The 12,266-nt window shown below is 74.4% G+C and carries 11 protein-coding genes; 5 read left to right on the forward strand and 6 right to left on the reverse strand.

The window, feature by feature from the left end:
• Positions 1–2 precede the first annotated feature (2 nt).
• Complete coding sequence (locus ABZ404_RS03875; RefSeq protein WP_358990108.1) at positions 3–1,100, forward strand: ionic transporter y4hA; 1,098 nt, start codon at positions 3–5, stop codon at positions 1,098–1,100.
• Positions 1,101–1,123: 23 nt separating this feature from the next.
• Here the strand turns inward: ABZ404_RS03875 and ABZ404_RS03880 are convergent, their stop codons facing one another.
• From ABZ404_RS03880 to ABZ404_RS03890, 3 genes are all read right to left on the reverse strand, one after another.
• Positions 1,124–1,495, reverse strand: coding sequence for a PPOX class F420-dependent oxidoreductase (locus ABZ404_RS03880; RefSeq protein ID WP_358835588.1), 372 nt, complete (start codon positions 1,493–1,495; stop codon positions 1,124–1,126).
• An 87-nt stretch (positions 1,496–1,582) separates the two neighbouring features.
• Positions 1,583–2,065, reverse strand: coding sequence for a DUF456 domain-containing protein (locus ABZ404_RS03885; RefSeq protein ID WP_358835590.1), 483 nt, complete (start codon positions 2,063–2,065; stop codon positions 1,583–1,585).
• A gap of 83 nt (positions 2,066–2,148) precedes the next feature.
• Positions 2,149–3,123 carry a helix-turn-helix domain-containing protein gene (locus tag ABZ404_RS03890; RefSeq protein WP_358835587.1) on the reverse strand — a complete coding sequence of 325 codons (975 nt, stop codon included), beginning with the start codon at positions 3,121–3,123 and terminating at the stop codon, positions 2,149–2,151.
• 434 nt (positions 3,124–3,557) lie between these two features.
• Here ABZ404_RS03890 and ABZ404_RS03895 point away from each other — a divergent pair, with 434 nt between their 5' ends.
• The 3 genes from ABZ404_RS03895 (at position 3,558) to ABZ404_RS03905 (ending at position 7,854) form a co-directional block, all read left to right on the forward strand.
• Positions 3,558–5,261 carry a protein phosphatase 2C domain-containing protein gene (locus ABZ404_RS03895; protein WP_358835586.1) on the forward strand — a complete coding sequence of 568 codons (1,704 nt, stop codon included), beginning with the start codon at positions 3,558–3,560 and terminating at the stop codon, positions 5,259–5,261.
• 28 nt (positions 5,262–5,289) lie between these two features.
• Complete coding sequence (locus tag ABZ404_RS03900; protein ID WP_358835585.1) at positions 5,290–7,032, forward strand: pyruvate dehydrogenase; 1,743 nt, start codon at positions 5,290–5,292, stop codon at positions 7,030–7,032.
• Between the two features lie 363 nt (positions 7,033–7,395).
• Entirely contained in the window at positions 7,396–7,854 is a 459-nt protein-coding gene (locus tag ABZ404_RS03905) for an ATP-binding protein (RefSeq protein WP_358835584.1), read from the forward strand.
• A gap of 44 nt (positions 7,855–7,898) precedes the next feature.
• On the opposite strand, the gene ABZ404_RS03910 is transcribed toward ABZ404_RS03905, so the two are convergent.
• Both ABZ404_RS03910 and ABZ404_RS03915 read right to left on the reverse strand, forming a co-directional pair.
• On the reverse strand, positions 7,899–8,963 hold the full coding sequence (locus ABZ404_RS03910) for a DUF2637 domain-containing protein (protein ID WP_358835583.1): 1,065 nt from the start codon (positions 8,961–8,963) through the stop codon (positions 7,899–7,901).
• Positions 8,964–9,156: 193 nt separating this feature from the next.
• Positions 9,157–9,993, reverse strand: coding sequence for a (2Fe-2S)-binding protein (locus ABZ404_RS03915; RefSeq protein WP_358835582.1), 837 nt, complete (start codon positions 9,991–9,993; stop codon positions 9,157–9,159).
• Between the two features lie 125 nt (positions 9,994–10,118).
• On the opposite strand from ABZ404_RS03915, the gene ABZ404_RS03920 reads away from it, so the two are divergent.
• Positions 10,119–10,898 (forward strand): GntR family transcriptional regulator, encoded by a 780-nt coding sequence (locus ABZ404_RS03920; RefSeq protein ID WP_358835581.1) that lies wholly within the window; start codon positions 10,119–10,121, stop codon positions 10,896–10,898.
• Between the two features lie 423 nt (positions 10,899–11,321).
• Here the strand turns inward: ABZ404_RS03920 and ABZ404_RS03925 are convergent, their stop codons facing one another.
• On the reverse strand, positions 11,322–12,107 hold the full coding sequence (locus ABZ404_RS03925; protein WP_358835580.1) for a hypothetical protein: 786 nt from the start codon (positions 12,105–12,107) through the stop codon (positions 11,322–11,324).
• Positions 12,108–12,266 lie beyond the last annotated feature (159 nt).

Genomic DNA, 12,266 nt, shown 5'->3' on the forward strand with positions numbered 1-12,266 from the left:
ACATGATCCGTCTCGCCCGTCTGCCCCGGGAGCGGTGGTCGGCGTTCGTGCCCGCGCTCGCCCTGGTGCTGCTCGCGTTCACCTGGGGGCGCTCGCTCCCCTCGGCCCTGGTCGCGCTGGTGGCCTGCTTCCTGGCCGGCGCGGTGCTGGCGGCGGTGCACCACGCCGAGGTCGTGGCGCACCGGGTGGGGGAGCCGTTCGGCTCGCTGGTGCTCGCGGTCGCGGTGACCGTCATCGAGGTCGCGCTGATCGTCACCCTGATGTCGGACGGCGGCGACAAGAGCGCCACGCTCGCCCGCGACACCGTCTTCGCCGCCGTGATGATCACCTGCAACGGCATCCTCGGGGTCTGCCTCCTCATCGGCGCCCTGCGCGGCAGACTCGCCGTGTTCCACCCCGAGGGCACCGGCGCCGCCTTCGCCACGGTGACCACGCTCGCGGGGCTCAGCCTGGTGCTGCCGACCTTCACCACCAGCAAGCCGGGTCCGCAGTTCTCCCCGGCCCAGCTCGTCTTCGCCGCTCTCGCCTCGGTGGCGCTGTACGGGCTGTTCGTCGCCACCCAGACCGTCCGCCACCGCGACTACTTCCTGCCGGTCACCCAGCGGGGCGAGGTGCTGGAGGAGGAGCACGCCGATCCGCCGTCCGCCCGTACCGCCCTGATCAGCGTCGGGCTGCTCGCGGTGGCCCTGGTGGCGGTCGTGGGCCTGGCCAAGGGCGTCTCGCCGACCATCGAGCGCGGGGTGGCCGCCGCCGGGCTGCCCGCCTCCGTCGTCGGTGTGGTCATCGCCCTGCTCGTGCTGCTGCCCGAGACCATCGCCGCCTCCCGGGCCGCTGCCCGCGACCGGGTGCAGACCAGCCTCAACCTGGCGCTCGGCTCCGCCATGGCGAGCATCGGGCTGACCATTCCGGCGGTCGCGCTCGCGTCGGTCTGGCTCTCGGGACCGCTGGTGCTCGGCCTCGGCGCCAGCCACATGGTGCTGCTCGCGCTCACCGTCGGCGTGGGCATCCTCACCGTCGTCCCGGGCCGCGCCACCCCCATGCAGGCCGGGGTCCACCTGGCGCTCTTCGCCGGCTATCTGGTGCTCGCGGTCAGCCCCTGAGACGGGCGGCCGGAGCGCGGCCGCTACTCCCCGTCCAGGCCCCAGCTGTGGATCGTGCCGGGGTGGATGCGGATCAGCTCCTCGCTGAAGTGCGGGCCCAACGCGTGCGGCCCGGTGAGCAGTTCGGCCTCGCCCCGGACCTCCACGCCCCGCACCCGCCACGGCCGTACGCTCACCACGTCGTCGACGACCAGCGCCAACCGGGGGTTCACCAGCAGGTTGCGCCACTTCTTGGTGGTGCCGAGCGCGTACCCCCCGATCAGGATCGTGCCGTCGTCCTGCGGGAAGAACCCCACCGGGTTCGCCTGCGGCTGACCCTTGGGGTCGACGGTCGCCAGCCGCCCCAGCCGCTGGGTCTTCAGATACGCGCGCTCGGCCGCGCTGAATTCGGTCATGCCCCAGCGTCACACGCGGGGCCGCCGGAGGTCATCGGCTCCCGGAAGCAGGGTGTCCGGGTCGCGGGACCCGCGTCCACGGCCCGTTCAGGCCCAGATCACCACGCCCGCCCAGACCCCCACCACCAGCAGGCACGCCAGGAGCTCCACCAGGACCGAGTACCCGCCGGACCGCAGCACCGTGCGGGCCGACGACCAGCCCGCCCCGTGGCTGCCCAGCCGCACCCGTTCCGCCCCGTACAGACCGGCGAGGAACCCGGCGGCCCCGCCGACGACCGGCAGCAGGAAGAACCCGGCGATCGCCGCGAGACCCGCGGTGAGCAGGGAGCGGCGCGGCGCGCCCGCCGCCTTGAGGCGCCTGGGCGGCATCCTCAGCTTGAGCGCCTGGGCGAGCAGCAGCAGGCCCGTCGCCCCGGCGAGCACCGCCCAGGCCGTGCCGCTGGTGTCGGTGAGCGCCCACCACGCCACGGCGGCCCAGACGATCGCCGGCCCGGGCGCCCCGGGCACCAGCACGCCGAACAGGCCGAGGAGCATCACCAGGCCCATCACCAGGAGCAGCCATACGCCCACCTGTTCAGCGTGCAGCAACACAGACGTCCGTGCAGGCCGGGGGAGGGGCGTACGTCCTTCCTCACGCCGGACGCGACCCGCCGCTACCGGGCCACCCAGCCGCGCTCGTAGGCGTGCCAGCCCAGCTGGAGCCGGGTGGTGACGCCGGTCAGCTCCATCAGGCCCTTCACCCGGCGCTGGACGGTCCGCAGCCCCAGGCCGAGCTGCTTGGCCACGCTGGCGTCGGTCATCCCGGCCAGCAGCAGCGACAGGATCTCCAGATCCGTGGCGTCGGGCCCCGACGCCTCCTCCCGTACCGCCGAACCCGCGAGCCGCAGGGGCAGGGCGTCCCGCCACACCGCCTCGAAGAGACCCATCAGCGACTCCAGCAGACCGCTGGCGTGCACCACCAGGGCGGCGGGCTCGGCGTCCCGGCCGGTCAGCGGCACCATCGCCAGGCTGCGGTCGGCCACCATCAGCTTGGTGGGCACCCGCTCGACCGTACGCACCTGCTCCTCGCGCCCGAGCGCCACGGTGACCTCGGTGATCCCGGTCGGCAGCGCGAGCATCTCGCGCTCGATGACCACCCGGTAGGCGACGCCCCGGGCCGCCGCCCGCTCCTCGGACTCGTTGTCCACGCCGGTCACCGCGACCGGATGGCCGGTGACCAGCGCGCACACCTCGTCGGTCGCGCCGAGCTGGAGCTGGTGGAAGCGGTGGGCGACCGCGGAGGCGCCGGTCACCACCTCCACCAGGTCGTGGACGGCGGGCTGGGCGGCCTCGGCCCGGTACTCCTCGGCCAGCACCGCCGCCGCCAGCTCCGCCCGCTCCAGCTCGTGGCGCTGCTGGGTGAGCAGGGCGCCGAGCGCGACACCGGGCGGGGCCGCCACCCACCGCCCGGTCCGTGCCGAGGACTGGGCGGCCAGGCCCTGGCGCTCCAGGCGCCGCAGCGCCCGTTCCGTGTCCGGCTCCGGCAGCGCCAGCCGGTGCGCCAGATCCGCGACCTCGGCCGCGCCCAGCGCCACCAGCGTCCGGTACGCCGACTCCTGCGTCTCGTCCAGGCCTATCGCTCCGAGCACCCTCGTCCGCCCCTCTCACGGCCGCGTCCACGTGTGGCGGGAAACGGCCACGGCGTGAACCCGCCTCACAACATCGTCCCCGCACCTTCCGTCGCTCTGCCAAGCTGGCGCAACCGCAGGACCAACAGCCGTCGGCAACAGGGCATTTGCGCGTTTTGCGCGCGGAGTGCTTTGTTCCGTATTCCTCCGCGGAGAGCGATGCGCCCGTTATGGCGTACGACTCCGGGAGCGGCGACCGCGACCGTCCTGTGAAGGGGCGGGCGGTCGGTGGGCTGCCCCGCGCAGAGCTTCGCCGGGCGGCCCTCTCGTGGGGGGAAGGGCCGCCCGGCGGAGGCGCGTCGACTCGTGTCCCCGTACGGGGTGCGGATTTGTGTGCTGACCACTTTTACCCGTTCCACGGTTTTCGTGCGGCCCGTGCGGTGGACAATAGGGGCATGAGTCAGCAGGGGGAGAGGCGCACCTCGGACGACGACTGGTGGACTCGCCTGTACGACGAGCCCGCCCCTGACAGCGCGCCCGCGACCGCGGGCGACACCCTCGACGACCGCTTCAAGTCCGTTGCCCGGGCGGTGAGTCCGCCCGTACCGGACCCCCGGTCGCCGCAGGACGGTTCCGCGCCGTGCGCGTCGCGCGTGCCGGATCGGCCCGCCGCACGGGACGCGCACGACCCCGCCGGCCCCGCGCCCGACCCGGCGGAGCCGGCCCCCGCCCCCAACGGGCCACCGCCCAGGGCCCCGTGGCAGCCGCCCGGCGGCACGGCGCCGCCCGGCTCCCGCCGAACGGCCGGGTGGTGGGAACCCGCCGACTCCCTTCCCCCCCTGGCCCCGCCCCCACCCGGGTACGAGCCCGCCCTCCCCCCGCCGCCACCCGGACCGGCGGCCGGTGAGAACCCGGGCGAGCCGCCACCGCCGCCTCCACTGGAGCCGTCCACCGCCGAGGCCCCGGCCGGGCCGCCACCGCCACCATCCGATCCGTCCACCGCCGAGGCCCCGGCCGGGCCGCCACCGCCGCTCCCACCCGATCCGCCCGCCGCAGAGGCCGCGGCCGGGCCGCCCCCGGCGCCGCCCGATCCGCCCGCCCCCGCCCCCGCTCCCGCCCCCGTCGCCGCACCGTCCGAGGCGCCGCCCCAGCCTCCCGCGCCGCCCCAGCCTCCCGCGCCCCGGGTGCGTGTCGGTCATGTGGGGGACCGGCCGCCCACCTACGACGCCGAACCCACCGCGCTGCCGGCCGCACGGCCCGACGGCCTCGGTGAGCTGGTCGCGGACACGGTCCTGGACGGCGCCCGGTACGGCGCGTACGTCCTGCGCGCCGCCTCCGTACGCGGCGACTCCGCCCGCTACCGGGGCGAACCCCGGCGCGACGCCCTGCTGACCGCCCGGTTCGGCAACGGCGAGGACGCGCTGGTCCTGGTCGCCGTCGCCAGCGGGACGCGCACCTTCGAGGGCGCACACCTCGCCGCCGCCGACGCCTGCCGCTGGATCGGCGGCGCCATCGGGCGCAGCCACGCCCGGCTCGCCGACGACATCAGGGCCGGGCGCCGGGGCGACCTCAAGTCGGGACTGCACCGGCTCACCGACCGCAGCTACGGCCGGCTGCGCGCCCGCGCCGCCGAACTGGGCGCGGAGCCCGAGGAGTACACGGCGGGCCTGCGCTGTCTGCTGCTCTCCGCCGACCCCGGCTGCCGCACCCGGGTCTTCTTCGGGGTCGGTCCCGGCGGCCTGTTCCGGCTGCGCGGGGGAGTCTGGCAGGACATCGAGCCCGCCGCGCCCGAGCCGGGCGAGATCAGCGGCGCACCCGTCGTCGGCTTCGGCTCACCGCCCTCGGAGACCGCCGAGGGCGACCGGCTCACCATGGACCTGCACACCGTCGAGCCCGCCCGCCCGTACATCGACCCGCCGCCCCCGCCCGCCGAACCCTTCCGCTTCCGTGCCTCCGTCGCCCGCCCGGGCGACACCCTGCTGCTGTGCGGCGGGGGGCTGGCCGAGCCGCTGCGGGGCGAGCCCGCGCTCGCCAAGGAGCTGGCCGAGCGGTGGACCGGGCAGGAGCCGCCCGGGCTCCCCGCGTTCCTCGCCGACGTCCAGCTCAGAGTGAAGGGGTACGCCGACGACCGTACGGCGGTCGCCGTCTGGGAGGCGTGAGACGGCGGCCCGTGGATGAATGGGAGCCATGGCCAAACAGAACGTGGCAGAGCAGTTCGTGGACATCCTCGCCCGCGCGGGGGTGCGGCGGATGTACGGCGTCGTCGGCGACAGCCTCAACCCCGTCGTCGACGCAATCCGCCGCACCCCCGGCATCGACTGGATCCAGGTCCGCCACGAGGAGGTCGCCGCCTTCGCGGCCGGCGCCGAGGCCCAGCTCACCGGCACCCTCGCGGCCTGCGCCGGCTCCTGCGGCCCGGGCAACCTCCATCTGATCAACGGCCTCTACGACGCCCACCGCTCGATGGCCCCGGTCCTCGCCCTCGCCTCCCAGATCCCCTCCTCCGAGATCGGCCTCGGCTTCTTCCAGGAGACCCACCCCGACCACCTGTTCCAGGAGTGCTCGCACTACTGCGAACTCATCTCCAGCCCGCGGCAGATGCCCCGGCTGCTCCAGACGGCCATCCAGCACGCCATCGGCCGGGGCGGCGTCAGCGTCGTCGCGCTGCCGGGCGACGTGGCCTCGGAGCCCGCCCCGGAGAAGGCCGTCGAGCACGCGCTGGTCACCGCGCTGCCGTCGGTGCGCCCTGGCGACGCGGAGATCGACAAGCTCGTACGGCTGGTGGACGGGGCCAAACGGGTGACGCTCTTCTGCGGCAGCGGCACCGCGGGCGCCCACGCCGAGGTCATGGCGTTCGCCGAACGCGTCAAGGCCCCCGTCGGCCACGCGTTGCGCGGCAAGGAGTGGATCCAGTACGACAACCCGTACGACGTCGGCATGAGCGGACTGCTCGGATACGGCGCCGCCTACGAGGCCACCCACGAGTGCGATCTGCTCATCCTCATCGGCACGGACTTCCCGTACAACGCGTTCCTGCCCGACGACGTGAAGATCGTGCAGATCGACGTCCGGCCCGAGCGGCTGGGGCGGCGCTCCCAGCTCGCCCTCGGGGTGTGGGGCGACACCAAGGAGACGCTGCGCTGCCTGACCCCGCGCGTGCGGGAGAAGACCGACCGGCGCTTCCTCGACAAGATGCTGAAGAAGCACGCCGACGCGCTGGAGGGCGTCGTCAAGGCGTACACCCGCAAGGTGGACAAGCATGTGCCGATCCACCCCGAGTACGTGGCCTCGGTCCTCGACGAACTCGCCGACGACGACGCGGTGTTCACCGTCGACACCGGGATGTGCAACGTCTGGGCCGCCCGCTACCTCTCGCCCAACGGCAGGCGCCGCGTGATCGGTTCGTTCAGCCACGGTTCGATGGCGAACGCGCTGCCGCAGGCGATCGGCGCCCAGTTCACCGACCGCCGCCGCCAGGTGATCTCGATGTCCGGCGACGGCGGGTTCTCGATGCTGATGGGCGACTTCCTGACCCTGGTCCAGTACGACCTGCCGGTGAAGATCGTGCTCTTCAACAACTCCTCGCTCGGCATGGTGGAGCTGGAGATGCTGGTGGCCGGGCTGCCGTCGTACGGAACGGCCAACCACAACCCCGACTTCGCGGCCATCGCCCGCGCGGCCGGTGCCTACGGCGTACGGGTCGAGAAGCCCAAGCAGCTCGCGGGGGCCCTCAAGGACGCCTTCCGGCACAAGGGGCCCGCCCTCGTCGACGTGGTCACCGACCCCAACGCGCTCTCCATCCCGCCGAAGATCAGCGCCGAGATGGTGACCGGGTTCGCGCTCTCCGCCGGCAAGATCGTGCTGGACGGCGGAGTCGGCCGGATGCTCCAGATGGCCCGTTCCAATCTGCGCAACGTGCCCCGGCCGTAGACCCGTAGGGCAGGTGTCCACCCGGCGGCCCGGCGATGAGGCGATGCGCCCTGGTCGGCGCGTCTGCCCGCCCAACGGTCGTACGGCGTGCGGGACCGCGGGCGTCGACCGCTCCCCACACGGGAATCGAGGGCGGGCGGCCCCCTTCGCCCTGTGAGTCGCCTGTGGGTAAGGGGCGCTGCCTTGGAGCACCCTCCTCAGCCGCGACCTGGCCGCATCCGGACCCCCGGCCGTGGAACCGCTCCCGGGGTGTATCCCGTCGGTTGTTGCGGAATCACCATGCGTGACGGGGGGTCACCGGGGCATGCATCCCGTGAGGGTGTTCGAGACGGAAAGGGACGTGACGACGTGCGGGTGGGGGCTATGACTGAGCGTCAGGGAGGGGGCGGGCCCGAGACGAGCGGGACGTTCCGCGCCACGGGGGCGCGTGCGCTGCTCCAGGGGCAGCTGCGGCACAGGGTGGGGCGGTCGGACCTTACGGCGGTGGCCGAAGTGCGGCGCGCGCTGAGGGAGTTGCTGGGGCACTGGAAGCACAGCGGACCGGTCGAGGTGGCCGAACTGCTCACCTGCGAGCTGGTGACCAACGCGCTCATACACACCGACCAGGGAGCCGTGGTGACGGCCACCGTGGCTCCGGCGGGGCTGCGCGTCGAGGTGCACGACTCCACCCCGGAACTCCCCGAACCGTACGTACCGTCCGCCGACGACGGTACGCACGGCCGGGGCCTGCTCCTCGTGCAGGCGCTCGCGGACGCCTGGGGCGTTCGCGCGCACGAGGCGGGCAAGGTGGTCTGGTTCGAGCTCGGCAACGGGACGGCCTGAGACCGCTCCCGCCACCGGCGTCCGGCTGGGCCCACGGGCCGGGCTCAGCCGAACTGCTGCTCCAGATCCTTGAGCTTGCGCTCCAGATGGTCCAGGCGCGGCAGCGTCTGGGTGTCGTCCTCGGCCGTGAGGTCGACGGTGCGGGACGCCGCCGTGGACTCAGCGTCCATGACGGCCTGAAGGGAGGGCCGGTTGCGAAGAGGCAGCTGTCCCGGCTCTGGTATGGCGGGCTCCGCGACAGCCTTCGGCTGCCCGGAGCCCGCGCCCGCGGCCATGGACGGGACATCGACCTGACGGCCGCCCGGCCGCACCCGGCCCATGTTCCGGCCCTGCCGGCTCAGCGCCTTCAGATGGGCCCGCTCCAGCTTCTCCTGCTCGCGCCGCCGGAGCCGGTTCTGCTCCTTGGCGCGCCGGTCCTCGCGCACCTCCTCGACCGCCTCGTCCAGCGTCCGCACCCCTTCGAGGAGCATCAGCGACCAGGCGCCGAAGGTCTCCCTCGGGGCCCGCAGCCACCGGACGATCCGGATCTGCGGCAGCGGGCGAGGCACCAGGCCCTGCTCGCGCAGCGCCGCCCGGCGGGTCTGCTTCAGCGCGCGGTCGAAGAGCACCGCCGCCGAGAGCGACATCCCCGCGAAGAACTGCGGGGCGCCCGCGTGGGCCATGCCGCGCGGCGCGTGCACCCAGTTGAACCAGGCCGCCGCGCCCGCGAACGTCCACACCAGCAGCCGTGAGCCGAGTGCCGCGTCGCCGTGGCTGGCCTCGCGCACCGCCAGCACCGAGCAGAACATGGCGGCGCCGTCGAGGCCGAACGGGACGAGGTACTCCCAGCCGTCCGTCAGGCTGAGGTTCTGCCGGCCGAAGCCGACCAGACCGTGGAAGGAGAGCGCGGCGGCGACGGCCGCGCAGCAGAACAGCAGCACATAGGAGGCGGTGCCGTAGACGGCTTCCTTGCGGCGCCGGCGCTCCTCACTGCGTTCCCAGCTGTCGTCGCCGGACGCGCTCTCACCCGCGCGCCTGCCACGCGTGAGGACGACCAACGCCACGACGACCCCCACGATCATCACGCCGCCCGGAAGCAGCCAGTCCAGAGATATGTCGGTCAGTCGCATGCGGTGTCCCTTGAATCACGTAAGGCGTTCCGGGCGCCATAGTGCTCCTGCCGCGCGCGGCCGCAGGCGTTTTCGGGGGAAGAGGCCGCCATTGGCGTCCGGTGGCATACGGATAGGTGCGATCTGCTCGAACTGGCGTCGCCAGGTGGGGAGTTGGGTTCGAATCCGACTCACCCGTACGGGTGGCGTGGGCTCAGGACGCGGCGCTCAGCCTGGCCACTCGGTCCGCGTCGCACGTACGCGGGCAGGTGACGCAGGTGTCCTCGGGGCGCAAGGTGTAGAAGAGGCAGCAGCTTGCCCGGTCGCGGGTCGGCAGCGGCTCGCCGGACGGTCCGCTCAGCTCGCGGAAGCCCGCGGCGCCCACATACGGCCGGGTGGAGCCGGGCAGCAGCCGCTCCAGCTCGGCCATGCCCCGGCGCTCCTCGCCGAGCAGCGCCGCCACGTACCACAGGCCCTCGACGACCTCGTCGGTCGCCATGCCCCACAGCGCCCGCCGGCCGCGCCGCATCCGGGGTCCGAAGCCGTCCAGCACCGGGCCCAGGTGCTCGGCGACGGCCGCGCGGACCTCGGCGCGCAGCGCCTCCTCGTCCGGGACGACCCGGGCGCCGGGCAGCGTCGCCGCCGGGTCCCCGGGCAGGCAGGCGAACTCCCGCACCCGCACGCTCAGCCGTCCCAGCGTGCGCTGGAAGGACACGGCCTCGACGGGCACCCGTGGCACCCGGCGGTGCAGGAACCACGGGACCGTGATCAGCAGACAGGCGGGCCAGGCGTAGCGGTGGAAGCCGAAGGAGGCGATGACGTCGGGGCGGGCCCGCTGTCCGTAGTCGCGCAGGACCTGCTCGTCGTCCCAGCCGAGGAAGGTGTCCAGGGCGTCCCCGCCGGAGGCGAGCTGGTCCGCGCCGACCCAGCCCGAGGACCGGGGTGCCCGCTCGCCGTCCGCCAGCTCCTGGACCCGGACGCCGGGGTAGACGTCGGCGAGGCGGGCGTAGGACGCGGCCAGGGGGCTCGGGAGCAGCGTCGACACAGTCATGCAGGGACCACCGAATCGCGATCGTTTGCAGGTAAGGCTTACCTTAGCGGATGCGCGCGATGTTTGAACTGTCGCTTTGTCCGCCTATGGTGCTGGGGGAATACCGAGCGGTAGGAGGGTCTGGGGTGGAGCGGGGCAGAGCGCGCGAGGCGGCGGCAGCGCCGTCCGGGGCCGCCCGTGTGCCCGCACAGACCCGGGAGGCCTCGGCCGTACGGGCGGTCTCCGCCGTACGGGAGGCGTCCGCGCGCGGTGAGCACACCCACAGCGAGCCGCCCGCGCCCCGGGTCCGCCGGCACTCGGTGCGCGGCCAGATCCTGGAGGCGCTGCGGGCCGCGCTGGTCGACGGCGAGCTGGTGCCGGGCGAGGTGTACTCGGCGGTGGTGCTCGGCGAGCGCTTCGGGGTGTCCGCCACCCCGGTCCGCGAGGCGATGCAGCGCCTGGCCTCCGAGGGGGCCGTCGAGGTCGTCCCGAACCGGGGCTTCCGGGTCACCGAGCGCACTCCGCACGAGCTGGCCGAGCTGGCCGAGGTGCGCGCCCTGATCGAGGTGCCGGTGATGCTCCGGCTCGCCCGGACCGTGCCCGCCGCCCGCTGGGCCGAGCTGCGGCCGCTGGCGGAGGCGACCACGCAGGCGGCGGCGGTCGGGGACCGGGCGGGGTACGCGGAGTCCGACCGGGCCTTCCACCGGGCGGTCCTGGCGCTCGCCGGGAACCGGCAGCTGCTCCAGGTGGCGGAGGATCTGCACCGGCGCTCGCAGTGGCCGCTGACGGCGGCGCCGGTCGCCCGCCGGGCGGACCTGGTCGCGGACGCGGCCGAGCACCTGGCACTGCTGGACGCGCTCACGGCCCAGGACCTGACGGTGGTGCAGGCGCTGGTGCGGGAACATTTCACGGGGTCGGCGCTTTGAGGCTGGGCGCGGCGGGGTGCGTTCCGCTGTGTACCGGCTGCGGGTCCGTCGTGCCTGCTCGCGCAGTTCCCCGCGCCCCTGGGCACCCCGCCGCAGCCGGAACACCCAGCGAAGCCACAGACAGACGTCCGGGGACACGAGAAACTGCGCGCCCAGCCGTCCACCGGGCCGGAGGCGACCGGGGCTTTCAGGGGCGCGGGGAACTGCGCGACCTGCCGCCGCCCGCCCGCAGGCGGACGGGGGTTTTGAGGGGCGCGGGGAACTGCGCGAGCAAGCGGGCACGGTCCGCAGACGACCGGGGGCTTCAGGGGCACGGGGAACTGCGCGACCAGGCCCCGGCCGCCCGCAGGTGAACGGGGGTTTTGAGGGGCGCGGGGGACCGTGTGGCCCAGCCACCCCCGGCCCGCCGGCGAACCGCGCCGCTCAGGTCGTCGCCGGGGACGGGGTCAAGTGGGTGGCCAGCCACGTCGGGACGCCGCCCAGGAGGCGGAACAGCCGTGCCGCCTCCGTGCGCAGACGGGTCGCCTCCGGCTCGGGCTCGGCCTCGGCCAGGGCCGCGAGCGCCGGGGCCGTACCGACCAGGTAGCCCAGCTCCTCCCGGATCCGCAGCGACTCCGCGAAGCCGTGCCGCGCCTCCGCCAACTCCCCGTCCCGCAGGGCGAGTCCGGCCAGATGGCGCCAGGTGAAGGAGAGCAGCAGGGTGTCACCGTGCGCGGTGGCGCCCGCGTGCGCGCGGCGGTACGCGGCACGGGCCGCCTGCGGCGCGTCCGCCACGTTCTCGGCGAGCAGCCCCCGCCGGAAGTCGAGCAGCGCCCTCCCCTTCGCCGCCGGGGCGATCAGCGCGGCCGCCCGGCCCAGCGCCGAGCGGGCCTCGTCGGCCCGGTCGCGCACCCCGAGCAGCGTCGAGGCGTACGCCAGCTGGCCCCGCTCGCACGCCGCCGCGCCGCGCTCCTCGTCGTCCCCGGCCACCGCCTCCGCCCCGCGCAGCGCCTCCTCGGCCTCGGCCCAGCCGTCCCCGGTGTACAGGCACCGCTCGGTGAGCAGCGCGGCCCGCTGGAGCGCCGCGGCGGGCTCGGCGCCGTGCGGTTCGAGCAGGGCGGCCGCGTCGGTCCAGCAGCCGCGCGAGCGCAGCCGCCACACGGCGGTCTGCAGTGGATGGAGCGGATCGAGCGGATCCCCGTTCTCCGCAGTCGTTCCGGAATCAGACATGGCGGAGTACGCCACGTTGCCCTCCCCGAGCGCGCCATCGAGCCGTTGAGTCCGAGCTGTTGGTTCGTGTGGCGAATCTCAGCACGGATTGGCACGCCGGGCCAAGGGCCACGCGTGAATTCCTTCACAAACGGCGAATTGCGGTACGTCGCGGTGGTG

The sequence above is a fragment of the Streptomyces sp. NPDC005878 genome (assembly GCF_040629815.1).
Classification (GTDB): Bacteria; Actinomycetota; Actinomycetes; order Streptomycetales; family Streptomycetaceae; genus Streptomyces.